Origin of the sequence: Chryseobacterium sp. PvR013, from assembly GCF_017833095.1 — a bacterium.
GTDB classification, from domain to species: domain Bacteria; phylum Bacteroidota; class Bacteroidia; order Flavobacteriales; family Weeksellaceae; genus Chryseobacterium; species Chryseobacterium culicis_A.
This window is the reverse complement of record NZ_JAFIBT010000001.1, coordinates 5,330,135-5,348,516: the sequence shown is the minus strand read 5'-3', so window position 1 is coordinate 5,348,516 and position 18,382 is coordinate 5,330,135. Positions and strand designations below refer to the sequence as shown.

The 18,382-nt window shown below is 37.2% G+C and carries 22 protein-coding genes; 12 read left to right on the top strand and 10 right to left on the bottom strand.

The genetic code is table 11. From position 1 onward, the window contains the following. Window position 1 precedes the first annotated feature (1 nt). The 7 genes from JOE44_RS24355 (at window position 2) to JOE44_RS24325 (ending at window position 2,702) form a co-directional block, all read left to right on the top strand. Window positions 2-385: a hypothetical protein gene (locus JOE44_RS24355; protein WP_209788646.1), complete on the top strand. Its 384-nt coding sequence runs from the start codon at window positions 2-4 to the stop codon at window positions 383-385. A gap of 23 nt (window positions 386-408) precedes the next feature. Continuing rightward, complete coding sequence (locus tag JOE44_RS24350; protein WP_209788643.1) at window positions 409-636, top strand: RebB family R body protein; 228 nt, start codon at window positions 409-411, stop codon at window positions 634-636. A 464-nt stretch (window positions 637-1,100) separates the two neighbouring features. After that, complete coding sequence (locus JOE44_RS24345; RefSeq protein WP_047378383.1) at window positions 1,101-1,358, top strand: RebB family R body protein; 258 nt, start codon at window positions 1,101-1,103, stop codon at window positions 1,356-1,358. 78 nt (window positions 1,359-1,436) lie between these two features. After that, window positions 1,437-1,694 (top strand): RebB family R body protein, encoded by a 258-nt coding sequence (locus JOE44_RS24340; RefSeq protein ID WP_228421494.1) that lies wholly within the window; start codon window positions 1,437-1,439, stop codon window positions 1,692-1,694. Window positions 1,695-1,755: 61 nt separating this feature from the next. After that, complete coding sequence (locus tag JOE44_RS24335) at window positions 1,756-2,013, top strand: RebB family R body protein (protein ID WP_047387826.1); 258 nt, start codon at window positions 1,756-1,758, stop codon at window positions 2,011-2,013. A gap of 85 nt (window positions 2,014-2,098) precedes the next feature. Beyond that, window positions 2,099-2,356 carry a RebB family R body protein gene (locus JOE44_RS24330; RefSeq protein ID WP_047421299.1) on the top strand — a complete coding sequence of 86 codons (258 nt, stop codon included), beginning with the start codon at window positions 2,099-2,101 and terminating at the stop codon, window positions 2,354-2,356. An 82-nt stretch (window positions 2,357-2,438) separates the two neighbouring features. After that, the gene (locus JOE44_RS24325; RefSeq protein ID WP_047378387.1) at window positions 2,439-2,702 is read left to right on the top strand and encodes a RebB family R body protein; all 264 of its coding nucleotides are present in this window, start codon (window positions 2,439-2,441) and stop codon (window positions 2,700-2,702) included. A gap of 66 nt (window positions 2,703-2,768) precedes the next feature. Here the strand turns inward: JOE44_RS24325 and JOE44_RS24320 are convergent, their stop codons facing one another. The 4 genes from JOE44_RS24320 to JOE44_RS24305 all read right to left on the bottom strand — a co-directional run bounded on the left by JOE44_RS24320 (window position 2,769) and on the right by JOE44_RS24305 (window position 5,522). Continuing rightward, the gene (locus JOE44_RS24320) at window positions 2,769-3,449 is read right to left on the bottom strand and encodes a response regulator transcription factor (RefSeq protein WP_209788640.1); all 681 of its coding nucleotides are present in this window, start codon (window positions 3,447-3,449) and stop codon (window positions 2,769-2,771) included. A 9-nt stretch (window positions 3,450-3,458) separates the two neighbouring features. Continuing rightward, entirely contained in the window at window positions 3,459-4,064 is a 606-nt protein-coding gene (locus JOE44_RS24315; RefSeq protein WP_209788637.1) for an ATP-binding protein, read from the bottom strand. 113 nt (window positions 4,065-4,177) lie between these two features. Next, window positions 4,178-4,714 (bottom strand): hypothetical protein, encoded by a 537-nt coding sequence (locus JOE44_RS24310; protein ID WP_123864406.1) that lies wholly within the window; start codon window positions 4,712-4,714, stop codon window positions 4,178-4,180. Window positions 4,715-4,808: 94 nt separating this feature from the next. Next, entirely contained in the window at window positions 4,809-5,522 is a 714-nt protein-coding gene (locus JOE44_RS24305) for a hypothetical protein (RefSeq protein ID WP_209788635.1), read from the bottom strand. 207 nt (window positions 5,523-5,729) lie between these two features. On the opposite strand from JOE44_RS24305, the gene JOE44_RS24300 reads away from it, so the two are divergent. The 3 genes from JOE44_RS24300 (at window position 5,730) to JOE44_RS24290 (ending at window position 8,214) form a co-directional block, all read left to right on the top strand. Further along, window positions 5,730-6,365, top strand: a complete 636-nt coding sequence (locus JOE44_RS24300; protein ID WP_209788633.1) for a LysE family translocator — start codon at window positions 5,730-5,732, stop codon at window positions 6,363-6,365. Between the two features lie 175 nt (window positions 6,366-6,540). Continuing rightward, window positions 6,541-7,404, top strand: coding sequence for a helix-turn-helix domain-containing protein (locus tag JOE44_RS24295; protein WP_209788630.1), 864 nt, complete (start codon window positions 6,541-6,543; stop codon window positions 7,402-7,404). 87 nt (window positions 7,405-7,491) lie between these two features. Then, the gene (locus JOE44_RS24290; protein WP_105680930.1) at window positions 7,492-8,214 is read left to right on the top strand and encodes a siderophore-interacting protein; all 723 of its coding nucleotides are present in this window, start codon (window positions 7,492-7,494) and stop codon (window positions 8,212-8,214) included. A gap of 105 nt (window positions 8,215-8,319) precedes the next feature. On the opposite strand, the gene JOE44_RS24285 is transcribed toward JOE44_RS24290, so the two are convergent. From JOE44_RS24285 to JOE44_RS24270, 4 genes are all read right to left on the bottom strand, one after another. After that, complete coding sequence (locus tag JOE44_RS24285; RefSeq protein WP_209788628.1) at window positions 8,320-8,898, bottom strand: NAD(P)H-dependent oxidoreductase; 579 nt, start codon at window positions 8,896-8,898, stop codon at window positions 8,320-8,322. Next, window positions 8,895-9,917 (bottom strand): saccharopine dehydrogenase, encoded by a 1,023-nt coding sequence (locus JOE44_RS24280; RefSeq protein ID WP_209788626.1) that lies wholly within the window; start codon window positions 9,915-9,917, stop codon window positions 8,895-8,897. Before JOE44_RS24280 ends, JOE44_RS24285 begins: the two co-directional genes overlap by 4 nt. 53 nt (window positions 9,918-9,970) lie before the next feature. Next, window positions 9,971-10,537: a Crp/Fnr family transcriptional regulator gene (locus JOE44_RS24275; protein WP_209788623.1), complete on the bottom strand. Its 567-nt coding sequence runs from the start codon at window positions 10,535-10,537 to the stop codon at window positions 9,971-9,973. A 558-nt stretch (window positions 10,538-11,095) separates the two neighbouring features. Next, a complete protein-coding gene (locus JOE44_RS24270) occupies window positions 11,096-12,865 on the bottom strand; it encodes an aminopeptidase P family protein (RefSeq protein ID WP_209788620.1) in 1,770 nt (589 codons plus the stop codon). 217 nt (window positions 12,866-13,082) lie between these two features. Here JOE44_RS24270 and JOE44_RS24265 point away from each other — a divergent pair, with 217 nt between their 5' ends. Continuing rightward, complete coding sequence (locus JOE44_RS24265; RefSeq protein ID WP_209788618.1) at window positions 13,083-13,520, top strand: DUF6526 family protein; 438 nt, start codon at window positions 13,083-13,085, stop codon at window positions 13,518-13,520. A gap of 573 nt (window positions 13,521-14,093) precedes the next feature. Continuing rightward, window positions 14,094-14,828, top strand: coding sequence for a DNA topoisomerase IB (locus tag JOE44_RS24260; RefSeq protein ID WP_245169855.1), 735 nt, complete (start codon window positions 14,094-14,096; stop codon window positions 14,826-14,828). 128 nt (window positions 14,829-14,956) lie between these two features. On the opposite strand, the gene JOE44_RS24255 is transcribed toward JOE44_RS24260, so the two are convergent. After that, complete coding sequence (locus JOE44_RS24255; protein WP_209788615.1) at window positions 14,957-15,847, bottom strand: helix-turn-helix domain-containing protein; 891 nt, start codon at window positions 15,845-15,847, stop codon at window positions 14,957-14,959. A 199-nt stretch (window positions 15,848-16,046) separates the two neighbouring features. Beyond that, window positions 16,047-18,293 (bottom strand): TonB-dependent receptor plug domain-containing protein, encoded by a 2,247-nt coding sequence (locus JOE44_RS24250; protein WP_209788612.1) that lies wholly within the window; start codon window positions 18,291-18,293, stop codon window positions 16,047-16,049. Between the last annotated feature and the right edge of the window lie 89 nt (window positions 18,294-18,382).

The window sequence follows — 18,382 nt, the reverse complement described above, 5'->3', positions numbered from 1 at the left end:
TATGCGCAGAAGAACCAGAAAGAAAGCTCCCGCCTATAAACCTCCGATTCCTGTATCGGAACCTGAAGTTGTGGAAAAAGAAATCATGCCTTTTGTTTTAAGACATGAAGAAGAAATCATCAATTATATCAGGGATAAAGCCATCAAAGAGACGATGAAGTCATTGGCTCCTCTGCTGGAAAAGCTTGAAGAAGCCGTTAAACAACAGGAATCTGCCCAGGTTCAGGCTGTCACACCAGATCCACCGGATACTCCTGTGATGAATTATGAAGAACAGCTAAAAAAGCTTCAGGAGGCCTCTACAGCAAAGGTAAAGGAGAAAGAACTTAAAATAATGGACCGGATGAATAAACTGAATGCCAGATTTGGAAACATCCGACCATAGAACCCCCAAAATCCACTATTATTATGAACGAAATCGATGCAATGATTACAGGAATGTCTACCGCTGTACCTCAGGCGATCACCACACAGGTAAGTGCACATTCTACGGGTGCAATGCAGATCAATTCTGCCTTGAACCAGCAGCGAAATAATATGACTGCCATGAGCAACTATGTCATGGGCTTAAAAAAAATGAGTCCGAAAAACAGTAAAATAAAGGAACTGGAGATATTGAGAAAAGAACGTTTCTAATTTCAGTTTTATCACTACAGATGCGGTCTGTTTCCTGCAAAGATGAAAGCTGGTGCCTTCAATATATACAATCAGGTCAACATTTATCCTGCACCGCCTTTCAGATGCTGCCAATGTACAAAACAATCATTCAGAATCCATCTTTAGCCCAAAGGAATCCAGCATTGTCAGCATAGCCGCAGTAGAAATTTATTTTTAAGACAGATATTAAAAATAAAGACCGCATCCTTTTATCAGAAAAAACAGGCTTTAAACTCGCGCAGATTTTACAGAGAGGTTTTCAATCATTGTATTCAGAGCCACCCTTCAGATTTAAATATTCATAACTATCACCTGTCTATACCAATGTCTTTGAAATGTATTCATCTGAAGATCTGTGGTGAGTTTAAAACTCAAATAGTAAACTAGTTTACCTCAAATAATTATTAACCGAGATCAGATCTCAACAAAAAACAATTACAATTATGCCAGTTAATGAACAAATCACAGACGCAGTAACGCAATCTAACGTGAAAGTAGTAGGAGAATCTCCTGCAATGGCTTTAGCCAACGTGTACCAATCTGCTGCACATTCTACAGGAATTATGTTTGAAAATGCAGTAAACGCACAGAACCAACAGAATATTTTAGGTCAGGCAGCTACTACTCAGGGTATTCTGCAGATCTATAGCCTGGACACGGTAGCAGATGCTGTTTCTATTGCAAAGATTCTTAAGCCGTAGTTTTTAACTTTTTCGAAAAAAGTAATCATCCCAGCCGGAAAATCCGGTCGTTTTTTAACCTAATAAACTATAATCATTATGCCAGTTAATGAACAAATCACAGATGCAGTAACGCAGTCGAACGTAAAGGTAGTAGCAGAATCTCCTGCAATGGCTTTAGCCAACGTTTACCAATCTGCTGCACATTCTACAGGAATCATGTTTGAAAATGCGATGACCGCTCAAAACCAGCATAACATCGTAACGCAGGCAGCTACTACGCAGGGGATCTCCCAGATCTACACGAAGGATACGATAGCTGATGCCATTTCTATTGCTAAAATTCTTAAACCTTAATTAAAACAATTCTATAAAGCCGGAACAGCCGGTTATTTTAACCCAATAAACAATAATCATTATGCCAGTAAACGAAAAAATCACAGACGCAGTAACGCAATCAAACGTAAAAGTAGTAGCAGAATCTCCAGCAATGGCTTTGGCCAACGTATATCAATCTGCTGCACATTCTACAGGAATCATGTTTGAGAATGCAGTAAATACCCAAAACCAACAAAATATTGTTACCCAGGCAGCTACTACTCAGGGAATCACTCAGATCTACAGCCTGGATACGATTGCAGATGCGGTTTCAATGGCTAAAATCCTTAATCCGTAATCCATTTTTTCGAACAGCTTACATTTCATTATCCGAACAACCGGAAAATCCGGTTGTTTTTAACCTCAACTAAACAATAATCATTATGCCAGTAAACGAACAAATCACAGACGCAGTAACACAGTCGAACGTAAAGGTAGTTGCAGAATCTCCTGCAGTAGCTTTAAGCAACGTATATCAGACCGCAGCACATTCTACAGGAATTATGTTTGAAAACGCTGTGAGTGCACAAAACCAGCAGAACATTGTTACCCAGGCAGCTACTACACAAGGTATTGCACAGATCTACAGTCTGGATACCATAGCTGATGCGGTTTCTATGGCTAAAATCCTTAATCCATAATCCATTTGCGGACCTCTTTTAAAACTATTATCAAAACAGCCGGAAAATCCGGTACTTTTAACCCCAATAAACAATAATCATTATGCCAGTAAACGAACAAATCACAGACGCAGTAACGCAATCGAACGTAAAAGTAGTAGCAGAATCTCCTGCAATGGCTTTAAGTAACGTATATCAATCAGCTGCACATTCTACAGGAATTATGTTTGAAAATGCAGTGAATGCACAAAACCAGCAAAATATTTTAGGTCAGGCAGCCACTACTCAGGGTATTTTGCAGATCTATAGCCTGGACACTGTAGCAGATGCAGTTTCTATTGCTAAAGTATTGAATCCTAAATTATAGTGTGTTTTTAGATTTCTTGTGATCAGGGAGTACATCATGTACTCCCTGATTCTTTTTGGATACAGACTACTTGTCGAATAACACAATTTCATCAGGATCTATCACCTTATTTTGTACGGCATAAATAACCAGTCCTGCCATATTTTTTACGCCTGTTTTGATCATCAGGTTGGTTTTATGCGTTTCTACGGTTTTTGGAGAAATAAAAAGAGAATCAGCAATTTCCTTGGTGCTGAGCTGCTGGCAAACCAATCGCAGAACATCTATTTCTCTTTCGGTGAGTTCATTCCTGGAAAACGCATGAAATTCCGGGAGTTTATTGGAAAGCTGAGTTCTCATGACATCAATTTGATCATTGGAAAAATAATGTCCTGTGTGGTGAACGGTTTTGATGACAGCCAATAATTCTTCTAATTCAATTTCTTTAGGCAAAAAAGCATGGGCTCCCATTTTCAACATTTGTCCCATGAATGAGCGGCGGTAGAAGCTGGAAAGAACGATAATTTTTATTTCCGATTCTCTTTTGGTGAGTTCAGCCATTACTTCCAGACCGTCACCGTTTGTCATCCTCAGATCCAGAATCAGGATATCTATAGTTCCGGAATTTTGCTGTATGAGAAACTGATGTCCACCTGTAGCTGTCATTACAACCTGGTAGTCACCATTATTTTCAATATAATTTTTTAAAAGCTGTACAAACAGCAGATCGTCATCTACAATTCCGATTTTAATTTTTGAATGTTCCATGTTTATTTTTTATTGTATGGCCATACAGGCTATAAATTTTGTTCCTTTTTGGGGTTCTGTCTTAAGTTTATAGATTGCTTTAATTTTTTGTGCTCTTGACTGAATATTCCTCAGACCAATACCTCCGGAATGGGTTTCTATGATAAATCCGCGCCCGTTATCTTCTATGGTTAATATCAGATAATTCTGAGAGATTCTTAAGGACACCTCTACTCTCGTAGCTTCAGCATGTTTTAAAATATTGGTTATCAGTTCCTGCAGGATTCTGAAAAGATTCAGTTTTACAGGATTACTGATGGGTGTACTTATCGTAATATGCCGGAAAATGACTTCTATGCTTTTATTGACCTGATCAAGATAATCGGCAATTAAATCCTCCAGCTCAATCTCATCAAGATCAGGCGGGGTAAGATTATGGGATAATTCGCGTATCAGCTGCATAGATTTTTTTAAATCACGATTAAGCTCTTCCGGTTTTTTATCATTAAGGTTTAAACGGATAAGATTCAACTGTGAAATAATATTATCATGAAGTTCTTCTGCCAGACGTTCCCTGTCCTGTTCCTGTAAAAGCAGCATACTCTCCCAATATTCATTTTTTGTATTCCGAACCATTCGGGAAACCTTCTGTTTATTTTTTTTAATACTATTTAAATAACTAATAACCAATAATGTAATGAATAATGTTGTTAAAAAAAATAGTCCAATTCCGATCCATATCCATACAACTATCTGATCCTGATTTTCCCAACGCCACATCCCAGATTAATAAAAGCAATATAAAAAAACAATAGCAGGAAACCTCTGAAAAGCCAGATTGGAGCTACCCAGTTCAGATGGTTGCTGATTAAAAAATTATAGGTAGTAGATATGAGACATTCGATAGAAAAAAACAAGAAAACAATGATATTAACGATAAACATATCCCTATCTGTCCTACCTTCCCTTATGATCTTCATAAAATAAGAGGAGGCATAACTACAAATAATAATACTGGTGATAATATTGGAATAAAAAGTAATCTGTGTATCTCCTTGTACATACAACACATTCGTAAGTAACACCAATATTGCATAACAATAGATCATCCATCTCAGCTCACGGGAAAGCTGGATATAATAATTGCTATAGATCACCGTAAGAATCATCAAACCAAAAAACTGGCTTAATGTATAATTGTAGGTATTGAAAGTATTTAACTTCATCAGCCTTCCGGCCAAATCTGTCAGTTCCAGCATGAATTCTCCTGAAAGAAGTATGATCACAGGAAGTTTCGTTTTTCCCCTTTCTTTTATCAATAGAATCAGCCCTGTACATAAGACCAGGTTAATAATGATCTGTAAGTACAGGGATAAACTGTTATACGAAAACACTGGTGCTTACCTTCAAAAGTTGATAATCATTAAGAGTATCAATAATGGTAAAAGGAGGTCTTGGAGTAGAATAATTTTCTGCGGTTTCACTCATATGATCAATCGCCAGACTTTTCATGGTAATAATTTCGATATGATAAGGAAAATCAGTATCCTTTTTTTCTAAATCATCAGTAAGTCCAAAGAAACTGGCACACGTCTGTCCGCCTGCAATTCCCATTTTTTCATAATCTGAAAACGGAATGGAAATAAGCTGAAAGATATCTTCTTTTTTCTGAGCCTTCAGCCATGACGTACTAAACATATTCCATCGGAAACTACGGTTAATAGCAGATTCTGATGTGATTGGAGGAACATTTACTGCAATATCGTTACTGCTTTCTATTTTTGATTCATTGAACTCAAGTAAAAAATCTTTAGTAATGATTGTACTGAAATTGGCATCTTTATCGCTTTTAGAATCAATCAGGAAAAATTTCAGCTGATCTTCATGAATCCCTACATAAGCATGAATCATTTTCAGTTCTGCGGTTTCAAGATTTCTTTTCCATTGTTCAATCTCTTCCCCTGAAACACTGAAGTGGGTTCCCTGATTCAAATAATTCAAAATTTCTTTACCATTTGTATCAATTCCGTTTTTATAAGAATCAATAAGATTTTTCCATTTTCTGATGGCTTTAAAGATGTTTTCAGTAGTCATGATAATATTTATTTGTGAATGATAATTATTTTATGTGTTGAAATTTACAAAAAAAACAGACTGCTATTTATTTTTAAATCACATTCAAGTGGAAAATAAAATATAATGAAGTTAAAATGACTATTTCTTCTTTTTTTCATAAAATTAAATGAGAAACACCTCCTATCTTTGCATCAGAAAACACCTCATTTAAATAAATACCACCGTATGATTCCATTTCACGAGCTTATATTTTTCATTCTGGCTGCACTCATCTTAGTGATCAGCCCCGGTCCCAATATGATTTACCTCATTTCGAAGTCTATAACACAGGGGAAAAAGTCTGGTTTTATCTCATTAGCCGGAGTAGTATGCGGATTTTTATTCCATATCATCATGGTTTCTTTTGGTCTGACCGCTGTTTTACTGGCCGTACCATTCGCTTATACCGTTCTTAAGGCAGCGGGAACGTTGTACCTTTTATATCTTGCCTATCAGGCGATCAAACCCAACGGCAGGAATATTTTTGATGTTGATAAAAGCAGTTCTCATGACAGTCCCAAAAAGCTTTTTACCATTGGTTTTTTAACGAATGTCCTGAATCCAAAAGTGGCAGTCTTTTACCTGTCTTTCTTCCCTCAGTTCATCAAACCTGAGTATGGTTCCGTATTCACACAAAGCCTGGAGCTTGGTGTTATTCAGGTTCTGATCAGCTTCAGCATTAATTTTATCATTGTATTAACTGCTGCAAGAGTTTCCTTATTCTTTTCCAATAATCCGGTCTGGATAAAAGTCCAGAAATGGTTTATGGCCAGCGTACTGACTTATCTGGCGATAAAAATGGCATTTTCTAAAGCAAAATAAAATCCGGAACAGGTTTCTTTCTGTTCCGAATTCTGTTGTATATTCATATAAAATCTGACTTGAAGAAAGCATCATGGTTATGCACCGCGAATTTGAGATTAATATTCGGGGTATAAAACCGTGAAAATACGTAATTTTACCATTGCGTATTATCCTCATCACAACAGGTTTAAAGATGAAACAGACCATTCCCACTTATGATTTAAACGGTATTTCCCATCATCAGTTCCATGTCAAAAGAATGGATAAAAGTACTCAGGAAGCTGAGGATATTCTTTTGGACAAAGGAATACACCGGGACAGTCACTATATTTTTACCTGTATGGAAAGCGGACATGTAAGAATGATGGTGGATTTTAAAACGATTGAAGCCAAAGATTCCACTCTTTTCTGTGTATTACCTGGACAGGTACATCAGGGACTTTTAATGAAAGATGTCTGTGGATGGTTTGTCGCGGTAAAAGCAGAGCTTGTTCCTGATGCAGTACGTACTTTTTTTGATGAATCTCTGGGGGAAATTCAACCGCTGGCTCTGGATAAAAACCTGGTTAAAAAACTCAATACTACAGCCGGTATCCTTCATACTTCCTATACCAACGAGATGCTTTCATCTAAGGAGGGATTCCTGGTGGTTCAGTCATTACTGAATGCATTTCTTGGGATGTTTGCTTTGCTGTATTCCCAGAAAAACAGGTCTCAGGCTTCCGGTGAAAGCCGATCTGTGCAACTGTCAAGAGCCTTCAGAGGTTTAGTTCGAAGAGATTTTAAAACCCTGAAAAGTCCATCAGAATATGCAGAAATTTTAAATATTACAAGAGGATATTTAACCGAAGCGGTTCGTGAAGTAACAGGAAAACCCGCACAACACTGGATTCATCAGGAAATTTTAATTGAAGCGAAAAGACTACTGGTCTTTACTCATCTGAGCGTAAAAGAAGTAGCCTATGAGCTGGGCTACAGTGATCACACCTACTTCAGCCGTTTATTCTCCAAACTGGAAGATCAATCTCCGTCAGAATTCAGAAATCAACACCAATAACACAAACCACGAATAGTCCAATTAATTCCCCGAAACAGCTATCGGTATTTTCTGATTTTGCAACGTCCTTTGCAATAAAAATGATTTATGCCAAGCCTACCAAAATGGATCAATGACACAGTAGAAAATGTTTGGTCCTCAAAATTTAAAGAATGTACTGTTACGCATATAGAAAAAATTACGGAAGACCTTTGCCGTATACGTTTTGAAACAGATTTACAGGAAGTTCCCTATGAACCTGCCTACGCCATAGGAATAAGAATTAACGACCGGGATTTCCGGAATTATTCTCCTTATAATTTCAACAGGGAAGCAGGAACTTTTGATATTTTATTTCACCTGCATGACATTTCTGCCGCCGGAAGCCATTTTGTAACCCAATTGACTCAAGGAGATTCTGTAAAACTTTTAATGCCCAGAGGAAAACAGTTCTTTGCTCCTGATGCAAAAATTCATTTTTCTGTGGGAGATGAAACGTCTTTGGGAAGTTCTCTTTCCCTCAAAGAAGCTGTGGAGGAATGTGGTTCTTCATTCATTTGTCTTCATGAACTGGAAGAATGTTCCGCTCTTGAGAAACTCAATTTATATGGCTATCACAGTCCTAAAAACAATACCATGAGAATGATCGAAGCTTTGAATGACTTTCTGAGAGAAGAAAAAGAAGCCATTTACAATGATGATGCCGTGTTCTACCTTACCGGAAACGGAGGAAGAATGTCTTTAATCAGGAAGTTCCTTAAAGCCAGAGGTGTTTCTCCCAAGTGTATAAAATCCCAGGCCTATTGGATTGAAGGGAAAAAGGGTCTGTAAAAAGGAGCAACAACAATATTTTCACTTTAACAATGAAACTTTATCCGGTAATAAAAACCGATTATTGCCGGATAAAGTTATCATTACTACATCCTAAAATTTAAATTATTTCTGTTTCTTCCCTAATTCTTTCACTTTTCTCAACCATTGAGCCCGCTGCTCATCTTTAGAATTCCGGATAATCCCGATATAAGTTAGTTTAACAGGTTTTACGCCGCAATATTCCAGTATGGATTTTTTAAGCTGATTTACGCTGGGCCTTCCAAAAAACAAACGGTAATACCAACCTGGCTGATCTAATGTAGTCATTATATGTGCCGTTTTACCTTTTAAAAGTTTATCCCACCAGACAGAATTCTCCCGGTATTTATAAGCCATTCCCGGTAAGAAAAGACGGTCTATGAATCCTTTCATCAAGGCTGGAAATCCGCCCCACCAAACGGGATGTACCCAAACCAAATGATCTGCCCATTGAATAATTTCCCAGGCTTTCATCAAATCCGGCTCCAGTTCCATTCTTTTCTGGTATCCAAACTGCAGATTGGGATTGAAATTTAAATCTCTTATGACGATTTCTTTTACTTCTGCACCTGTTTCTACTGCTCCCAACCGATATGCTTCCGCAAGACCAAAATTGAAGGAATCTTTATTAGGATGTCCGTTGATAATTGCTATTTTTTTCATTGCGTGACATTAATATTAATTGAATCATAAGCATGAAGCTGTGCCATTAAAGATAATGGGTCGTGCAGCTGATGGCTGAAGTACACCTTATTTTCATGGGGGTTTCTCAGTAGCTCTTCTGTGTGTAAAACAGCCGATAAAGCAGTTAGTTCTGCCTGTCCTTTTAAACTCTGAAGGCTCAATTTCTTTTGTCCGGACGGATCTTCAACAACAATTTCAAAAACAGACTGATCTCCGTTCCCACTGGAACCGAAAATCATTTTTCTCTCTTTTAAAGATAAAATATTGTAGATCCTCAGGGATTGAAATGCGCCCAGCAACCAGGTAATGAATTTTGAATTATATGTCATTTTCACACTCACATCGGAAATTCTTTCCACCTTATTAAGAATATACAGATCAGGCACATCAAAATTATAAGCACTTCTCTTACCAATTCCAAAGGAAAAATTAAAAGCTTCCGTATCTAGAAAATGTCTGATAGAAACCGGCCTGTCGTTTTGATAATACACAAAAGGAACCGCTACATTTTCTGCCATAAAGTGAGCCGAACTCTCGCCTGCCAGATCCTTCACAGAATAGTATACAAAGAGTTTTACTTCATTGATATCACCTGAATCCGAAAGGGCATTCACCAATCCCGGGACAATTCCGCCCATCCATCCTGAACTGAATACAATTCTGCTGTTCACGTCTGCTTTTCCGGCAATAGCATAAGCTTTTACCAAAGCCGGAGTAGGTTTGGTAATATCCAGATAATCTATTCGATGAGTAATCGCGAAATGAAGTATATGATCTTCTTTATCATTCACAGAAAGAATGATGAGGTTTATTTTTTTTTCTACAATAACCTTAAAAGAGGAAGGATCTGTAACATCAATCCTTAGGTCTTTATCCGTTTTTCCCCCTTTTCTTCCACCAATAAAAACATTGATATGAGGATTTCTTGATTTGAGAATGCGGGAAATCGTTTTTCCTACCAATCCATTTCCTCCGATAATTAAAATATTCTGCTCCATAACTTTTTTTGACAAAAGTAGAGCGCTCCTATTTCAATGAGCAGGACAAATGTCTAAAAAGAAATTTCCTTTCTGATACGGCTTAAATGGCGTTGGGTAATTCCCAGATAAGAAGACAGATACTGCAATGGAATATTCTGAATATAGTCAGGATGATTCTTTAATAATGTTTCATATCGTTGCGCTGCGCTGTCTCTCTGAAGCTGAAAAAAACGTGTTTCAAGTTCAAGATATTCCTGCTCTGCAATGATCTTCAAAAATTTCGTCCAGTTGATGCTGTTCTTTACCAACTCATCTACTGCTTCTTTTTTAAGAATAATCAGTTCTGCATTGGTAATAGCCTGCATACTTTCTTTACTGGGACAACCTGAAACAAATGATGAATAGGCAGCAATCATATGATTGGGAAATCTGAAGCAATAGGTCATGTCTTTTCCTTCATCTGAAGTATAAAAAGAACGGAAAATACCAGATTTCACCAATCCTACTTCTTTGCAAAGTTCTCCTTCCTGTATGAAATAATCATTTTTATTAACGAGTCTTAACTCGGAAAATTTCAGGAACTCTTCAATTTCATCTTCTGAAAACAGATTAAAGCTTCGGAAATATTCACGTTCCATTCTATAAAATAAGTTTCAGCGAAAATAAATAAAATACTTCTTTGTAAACGCAGCGTTTTGATTTTTATAGAATTCTATTTTAAAAAAGTAAAGGCGGAGGCTGTCTCAAAAGTGAAATAGTTTGGCTTTTGTCATTCTGAACGAAATGAAATGTAGTGAAGAATCTCATATTTATTGTTATTAATAAGATTCTTCCTTCGTCAGAATGACACTTCCGAGACAGACTCTTTTTAAGCGAGAGCATATTGATAAACTTCAATTAACAGCAAAAAAAAATCATCTCAGGACGAGATGATATACCGTTTTGAATTTACTTGAGTTATTTATGAAGATATGAATGATGTTTTGTTATAACAAAGATAAGCCAGTCCCGGTTTTTATCCATCAGTGGAATCCCTAGAATTATATCCGTAAAAATACGGTTGTATAAAAAGAAAAGCCCTGCAGGAAATACCTTACAGGACTTTGGTTTATCTAACAATTCTTCTGTTTATTGTTTAGAATTCAAAATGTAAAGTAATGATTATCATGTACTTTTCATCCTGAACTTTATCTTTATTAAAGAGGGCTTACCAATTGCAGGAACCATTCTTTAACTTCTCCATCTAAATGAGGAGCCAGCTTTTCTTCACAGGTTTTATGGTAACCATTCAGCCATGCAATTTCATTTTCTGAAAGAATTTCCTTCACTACAGTGTCTTTAAAGAATGGGCAGAACGTCAATGTTTCAAACTCATAGAATGTTCCGTGAATTGTTTTTTCTGCTTCTTTTACTGCGATCAGGTTTTCATGGCGAATTCCATAATGACCTTCCAGATAATATCCAGGTTCGTTTGAACAAACCATTCCAGGAAGAAGTTCCTGAGGATTCAGGTCTTTTCTGATATTTTGTGGTCCTTCGTGTACATTCATGAAGCTTCCTACCCCATGTCCTGTTCCGTGGTTGAAGTCTTTACCTTCCATCCATAACGGAAGCCTTGCAATAGCATCAAGGTGTACACCTTTTGTTCCTTTCGGGAATTTCACCATGGATAAACGGATCAATCCCTGTAATACCAATGTTGAATTTCTTTTAAACTCTTCTGAAGGTGTTCCTAAAGCAAAAGTTCTCGTAATATCTGTAGTTCCTTCAAGATACTGACCTCCTGAGTCTACAAGGATTGTTTCCTCGTTGGTAACGTCTTTGCTTCCTTCTTTTTTGGCAGAATAATGCATGATTGCACCGTTATCTTTATATCCTACGATAGATCCAAAGCTTTCTCCGACAAAATTTTCTCCTTCAGCACGGAAGCCTCTCAGTTTTTCACCGATAGAATATTCATTCATTGCTTCTTTTCCAGCGTTGTGAGTTAACCAGTAAAGGAATTTCACCATCGCTACTCCATCTCTTACCATTACTGTTCTGAAACCTTCAAGCTCAGCTTCATTTTTCTGAGCTTTCATCAGATTTCCGGGAACCGGAGCTTTGATAAACTGATTGTCTGTCTTTAATGTTTCGAAAATCTGCTGGTTGCTGTTTGGAGAAACCAATACTTTTTCATTTTTGAATGTCTTCAGGTAATTGTAGAATTCTTCGTACGGCATCATTTTCACAAAGGCATCATCCATTTGTTTTCTTGCAGCCACTTCCATTTTTTCTAATCCTGTGAACAGCACCGCATCATTTTTAGTAATCACAATATATCCTAAAAATACAGGATTGCTGTCTACATCACTTCCTCTCAGGTTCAGTGTCCAGGCAACATCATCCAGGCTTGAGATAATATGTACGGTAGCTTCCTGTTCTTCCATTTTCTGACGGATTGCAGAAATTTTATCGGATACCGATTTCCCTGCTCTTTCTACCGGATGTACAAAAATTGGATTGGCAGATGGAATTCCTCTTTCTTTCCAAACTTCTTTTAAAAGTGGAAAATCTACCAGCGTAATATTTTTTGAATTCAATTTTTGAGAAAGCAATTCCCAGTTTGCATTGGAAGCTGCCACAGCATTTACCGCCACTTTACCGCCGGAAGGAATTTCTGAAATGATCCAGTCGATATAATTGGGAGTTCCTTCCATACCCTCTTTGAAAAGGTCGATTCCTGAACCATCCAGCTCGATAGCGGCTTGAGTAAAGTATCTTCCGTCTGTCCAAAGTCCGGCTTTATCCTTGGTAACCACCACAAAACCAGCGGAACCCAAGAAACCAGACAGCCAAGCTCTCTCCTGCCATTCTTCAGGAAGGTATTCACTCATATGCGGGTCTGCAGAATATACTATAAATGCATCAACATTATTTTTCTGCATTTCTTCACGAAGTGCAGCAACTTTTTCCTTTGAAGTCATTATTTTTATTTTTAACCACCGAAAGTTACAAAAAATTTGATGTCTGAAGGGTAAATCTACTGCCTATTTTGCTTAATAATCTGTTATTTTTAATGGGCTCTAAAAAAAAATCAAACCCTTAAACATATTCAATAAAAAAAACCATTTTCAAGTAAAAAAAACTACCACATTATCAAAATAATAAATTTTTGGAAGGATTATTGCTTCATTCTACTTCATGAAACAGCAAAACTACAATAACCACAGGAAATTTTATCCGCCACATCATTTTATTTATCTTCCATTGCTTATTATACTGGAGATTTTAGGAATTTACAAAATCTGGGATGATCCTGGAAATCAGCTGGTCTGGATACTCTTTTCTGTTGTGATTTTTTTGCTTTTTTATCTGGCATTTATGACACGGCAGCATTATGCACTGGGACTTCAAAACCGAATGGTAATTCTGGAGTTTAAGCAGCGTTATTTCGAGATTTTCAATAAAAGATCTGATGAAACTGCTGAAAAACTGAGATTTGACCAGATTGCTGCCTTGAGATTTACCTATGATGATGAATTCAAAGAGCTTTTATACAGAGCACTTCATGAAAACATCTCAGGAGACGAAATTAAAAGGTCTATAAAAAAATGGAGGGCTGACCGACTCAGAATCTAACACACCCACAAAATATATACTTATGAAAAAATGGAGCTTTTATAGTATTACGATATTAAGTTTGTTGACACTAACAAGTTGTGAAGCAGTAGAAACGATTTTTAAGGCAGGAATGTGGTGGGGAATAATCTTAGTCTGTGTGATAGTAGGGATTCTTTTACTGATTTTTTCGAAGGGTAAAAACTCTTAACCATGTTTTATGGAGAAGAATACAGATTTGGAGATCATTTCTCACCTAAAGCCTTCAAAAATTGTTAAAATAATGAAGGATCCGGAAGCTTCTGCAAAGGCGGTACATCTCGTATATACCACCGATGCAGAAACCGACGGAATTACCCGTAAGAAAACAGGAAACACATATTCCTATTATAAAGACGGCAAAAAGATAAAAGAGATAAGGAAGAAATTACCAGAATCAAAAGTCTGGTTATTCCACCTGCCTGGGAAAATGTATGGATCTGTGCTCTTGACAATGGCCACCTTCAGGCAACAGGCTTTGATGTCAAAAAAAGAAAACAATACCGCTACCATCCTCTTTGGAGCGCTTTAAGAAATCATACCAAATTTTACAGAATGCTTCAGTTCGGGTATGCGCTACCGGACATCCGGCTGCATATAGAACAGGATCTGGCGCTGAGAAATTTTGAAAAACGAAAAATCCTGGCTTTAATTGTAAGCCTTATGCAAAGAACCAATATCCGTATTGGAAATAATGTCTATGAAAAACTGTATGGTTCTTTTGGCCTAACCACTTTAAAGGATAAACATGTAAAGGTAAACGGACAGAAAATCTCTTTTTCTTTTAAAGGAAAGAAGGGCATTATGCATCAAATCGACCTTAAAAGTAAAAGGCTGGCGAGGCTGGTTCAGAAATGCAAGGATATTCCCGGAAAAGAACTTTTCCAGTATTTTGATGATGAGGGAAACCGGCATTCAATAGATTCCGGAATGGTAAACGATTATATTAAAGAAATAAGCGGTGAGGATTTTACGGCAAAAGATTTCAGAACATGGTCCGGAACAGTAAGTGCTCTGATTGCTTTTAAAGAAATCGGGTATGCAGAAAATGATTCTCAGTATAAAAAGAAAGTAAAAGAAGCCTTGGATATCGTTGCAGAAAATCTGGGAAATACCTCTGCTGTCTGTAGAAAATATTATGTTCATCCATTAGTCATCAATCTTTACGAGAACAATACCATCAAAAAATATCTTGATGAGCTGGAAGTTATTGAAGAAAATGACGGAAAAGCCGATCTGACAAAAGAGGAAAAGCTGGTTCTGAAAATTCTTGAAAACGAGAGAATGTGAGAAGATGGAAGAAAGGAAGCAGGGAGATGGAAGTTCTGAAATTCCTGAAATCAAATTCTGAACTTTCAACTTATTTTGATTAGGTTACTGCAATACTTCCAGCATCTGGCTTCCAGCTTCCAGCCTAATTATATTGAAATCCTGTTGTTGTTCAAAAACTGAACTCTATATTCCTTTGGCGTAATGCCTGCAATTTTTTTGAAAAGCTGTGTAAAATGGGAGGCGGTATGAAAATTCAATTCGTAAGCTATCTCCGCAATGTCTTTACTGGAGTGCAGTAATGCTTTACTGTAATTGATATCAATCTCGTTGATCCATTGTTTTGGGGACTTCTGAGTAACTCCTTTCACACATTTATTCAGATAACTTTCCGTTACCGATAGTTTATCAGCATAAAAAGCCACTCTCTTTTCTCCTACATGATATTTGAACAAAAGATCCCGGAACTGAAGGGACAGCTCCATGGGTCGTGTGGCAGATTTATGATGGGTGTCAGAATCTGTGCTCAGCATTTTGATTAAAATAAGATGAAGCATAGTAACCACAACATCATTGACATTAAGGTTATTCAGCCATAGTTCCTGCTCCATGATAGGGAGAAGCTGGGTAATCGTTCCATAGGTCAGGCTGTCAAGATTCAAAAAAGGAGTCATGAAAAAAATACTGCTTTTATGTTTAGGAAGTTCCTGTTCAGACAGAATATTATTTTCATAGGCAAGGAAGAAACCTTCAATATCGTCTGATAACTCAACAGTAGCCGTGATGGTTCCCTGTTTAATAAAGATCACACCTCCTTTTTCAGCGTGGTATTCTTTATTTTCAAGATACTGTCTGATATGTCCATTGGTCACGAAAATAATAAAATTGAACGTTGTACGGTACGGAATGACCGGCATGAGAATACCTTTAAGATAATTTTCTATCCGATACAGCTGTATATCAGCATTATTGGCTAATATCTTATCCGTAATATTCGGGAGAAAAAGCTTTTTATATTGAAAATTGGATAGTACTTCCATAATGAATTGATTATTACAAATTTAATACTGAAAATTGAATATTTGGATGTTTTTGTAATTTGTACAATGTCGGGTGTAAAATGTACAATGTATAAGAATAACATTATTTGAACGATCGCTTTTTTTTATTTTAAAATATTCAAGAAACAATTGCCCGCACCACATTATACATTATACATTATACATTATACATTATACATCAGAATTTATAATACACCCCGACTCTCACTCCAAAAGGACTTCCCGGAGTATACGTAAGGTCTGTAATAGGTTCTGCTTCTCCTTTCAGCTGGGTTTCTGTGGCAAACTGAGCTTCGTTCCATTTTACATTGAAAAGGTTGTTCAGCTGCACATTAGCGCCCCATGTCTGACGGTTATAAGAAAGCATCAGGTCATTCACAAAATAAGCTTTGGTTCTGATGCTGTTATCTTCCACAGCAGGTCTTGCTCCCAAATATCGGTACTGCAGTCCTAAAGAAAATCCGTGCAGGAAATCCCAGTTTACAGATCCTGTACTGGTTACTACCGGAGCCAGTGGCACATAATCCTGTCCTTTTTCTTCTTCAGTAAATCTTGCGTGGGAATAGTTGATATCCGCATTCAGATAGAAGTTTTCCAATGGCTGAAAACGAACTCCCAGATCGGCCCCGAAACGTCTTGATTTTCCGGAAGGTTCTACTACAGCATCATCTCCTACATACACAAATTCCTGCTGCAGATCCATATACCATAATGCCGGAGTAATAATTAATGATTTGAACGGATGTAATCTTACTCCGAAGTCTGCGCCAATAGAGTACGGAAGTGTATTTTCGTTTTTATTGGGAACTACCACTCTCAGGTCATTGGAATGAAAGCCCATTCCTGTTTTCAGGAACCACATTACGTTATCATTCTGGGCATAGGAGAAATTAAGTTTAGGGCTCAGTCTTGTTGCTTCTTTTGACTGTCCGGAAGGCAATTGTTCCACATCCAGCAGGTTGTGCATATTAAAAATAAAATGATCTACTCTCAAAGCCGGATTAATCGTCCATTTCCCTGTTTTCCAAACCAGTCCGGAATAAGCATGAAGATTGGTTTCTGTTCCTGTTACATCAGACAAACGGTCTAACAGAAGATCTCTGTGATACACATGGTTAAGCTGCAGGGTATTAATATCATCATTTCTTAATCCAATTCCTGAAGTCCAGTTTAAAGAACTGTTGGCAAATGAAAAAGTCTTGATGTATTTTACTTCAGCTCCGTAAATATTTCTTCCGTCCGTCTGCTGAATCTCGTCTCCATGTTCTTTATCTTTTAAATTAAAGGTAAAATCAGAATACAGATTAAAATTATATTTTGAATAGAAAGCCATGGCATCAATCTGTTCGGAAGGAGAAATAATGTGTTTAAAATTCATCTGAAGGTTTGTTCTGGAAGTTTTTCCGCCTTCTGTAGGATCAATACTTCCCCATCGTCCGATGATTCCATCATCTACGGCGCGTTCGGGAATTTGTCCGGAAGCATTCCAGGAAGAATTAAATGTTGAGAACTGGATATTGAAATAGTCTTTATCCGTAAGCCACTGGTTGTATTTTCCGAAGATATTGACTCTGTTAAAATTCTGTTTTACATCAAAAGGACCGTCTGTATAATTGTACTCTGCTGCGATATAGGCATTTTTTCTGCCCAGATCATCATGCAGAATATTGAACATTCCCAATACTCTTTTTGAATTGAATGAACCTCCTTCCAGTTTAATCATACTGTTTTTCAAACCATTGTACGTCTGAAAATCTACGTATCCAGCAGTATTAAAGTCTCCACGATCCATGTAATAGGCTCCTTTTCCGAAATCAATATTATTAACCGTTTCAGGAATCACAAAGTGTAAGTCTGAATATCCCTGACCATGGGCATGAGAGACAATATTCACCGGCATTCCGTCTACATTTACGCTTACATCAGTACCATGGTCGGCATCAAATCCTCTTAAAAAAAGCTGTTCAGCCTTTCCACCTCCGGCATGCTGTGCAATAAACAATCCCGGCACTTTTCTCAACAAATCCTGCGCGGAATTTACCGGAAATTTGTTCAGATCAACCTTTGTAATGGCGGATAAAAACGAACTGTGATTAATAGCTACTTCAGAAATCTGAAAAGGTTTATGCTGTAAAAAAATAACTTTATTTTTATCCTCATCATTGGCCACTACCCATTTTACCTCATCGTATCCCTGACGGCTGATCACAAGGGTATCAGGAAGGGATTTTACAGGAATGGCAAATGTTCCGTCTGTTCCTGTGTGAGTATGGCTGTTTCCGTGGTCATATTTTACCAAAGCATCTGCAATAGGAAATTTGTCATCTGCATCTTTTATTAGCAACTGTTTTTCTGCTTCCTGCGCCATTATTTTTCCACTGAATGCCATGACCAGAAATACTGCGGCTATTTTTGTTATTTTCATTTTTTTAGTTTAATTATATTTGAATTTTAGAAGTTAGAAACCAGAGGTTAGAGGAATATCAATAGTGAATTTTGCTTCGCAAGTAAATG

Bases quoted from the DNA above. Each gene is read 5' to 3' on its own strand.
- JOE44_RS24355 (WP_209788646.1), top strand. From the start codon at position 2: ATGCGCAGAAGAACCAGAAAGAAAGCTCCCGCCTATAAACCTCCGATT.
- JOE44_RS24350 (WP_209788643.1), top strand. From the start codon at position 409: ATGAACGAAATCGATGCAATGATTACAGGAATGTCTACCGCTGTACCT.
- JOE44_RS24345 (WP_047378383.1), top strand. From the start codon at position 1,101: ATGCCAGTTAATGAACAAATCACAGACGCAGTAACGCAATCTAACGTG.
- JOE44_RS24340 (WP_228421494.1), top strand. From the start codon at position 1,437: ATGCCAGTTAATGAACAAATCACAGATGCAGTAACGCAGTCGAACGTA.
- JOE44_RS24335 (WP_047387826.1), top strand. From the start codon at position 1,756: ATGCCAGTAAACGAAAAAATCACAGACGCAGTAACGCAATCAAACGTA.
- JOE44_RS24330 (WP_047421299.1), top strand. From the start codon at position 2,099: ATGCCAGTAAACGAACAAATCACAGACGCAGTAACACAGTCGAACGTA.
- JOE44_RS24325 (WP_047378387.1), top strand. From the start codon at position 2,439: ATGCCAGTAAACGAACAAATCACAGACGCAGTAACGCAATCGAACGTA.
- JOE44_RS24320 (WP_209788640.1), bottom strand. From the start codon at position 3,449: ATGGAACATTCAAAAATTAAAATCGGAATTGTAGATGACGATCTGCTG.
- JOE44_RS24315 (WP_209788637.1), bottom strand. From the start codon at position 4,064: ATGGTTCGGAATACAAAAAATGAATATTGGGAGAGTATGCTGCTTTTA.
- JOE44_RS24305 (WP_209788635.1), bottom strand. From the start codon at position 5,522: ATGACTACTGAAAACATCTTTAAAGCCATCAGAAAATGGAAAAATCTT.
- JOE44_RS24300 (WP_209788633.1), top strand. From the start codon at position 5,730: ATGATTCCATTTCACGAGCTTATATTTTTCATTCTGGCTGCACTCATC.
- JOE44_RS24295 (WP_209788630.1), top strand. From the start codon at position 6,541: ATGAAACAGACCATTCCCACTTATGATTTAAACGGTATTTCCCATCAT.
- JOE44_RS24290 (WP_105680930.1), top strand. From the start codon at position 7,492: ATGCCAAGCCTACCAAAATGGATCAATGACACAGTAGAAAATGTTTGG.
- JOE44_RS24285 (WP_209788628.1), bottom strand. From the start codon at position 8,898: ATGAAAAAAATAGCAATTATCAACGGACATCCTAATAAAGATTCCTTC.
- JOE44_RS24280 (WP_209788626.1), bottom strand. From the start codon at position 9,917: ATGGAGCAGAATATTTTAATTATCGGAGGAAATGGATTGGTAGGAAAA.
- JOE44_RS24275 (WP_209788623.1), bottom strand. From the start codon at position 10,537: ATGGAACGTGAATATTTCCGAAGCTTTAATCTGTTTTCAGAAGATGAA.
- JOE44_RS24270 (WP_209788620.1), bottom strand. From the start codon at position 12,865: ATGACTTCAAAGGAAAAAGTTGCTGCACTTCGTGAAGAAATGCAGAAA.
- JOE44_RS24265 (WP_209788618.1), top strand. From the start codon at position 13,083: ATGAAACAGCAAAACTACAATAACCACAGGAAATTTTATCCGCCACAT.
- JOE44_RS24260 (WP_245169855.1), top strand. From the start codon at position 14,094: ATGCTTCAGTTCGGGTATGCGCTACCGGACATCCGGCTGCATATAGAA.
- JOE44_RS24255 (WP_209788615.1), bottom strand. From the start codon at position 15,847: ATGGAAGTACTATCCAATTTTCAATATAAAAAGCTTTTTCTCCCGAAT.
- JOE44_RS24250 (WP_209788612.1), bottom strand. From the start codon at position 18,293: ATGAAAATAACAAAAATAGCCGCAGTATTTCTGGTCATGGCATTCAGT.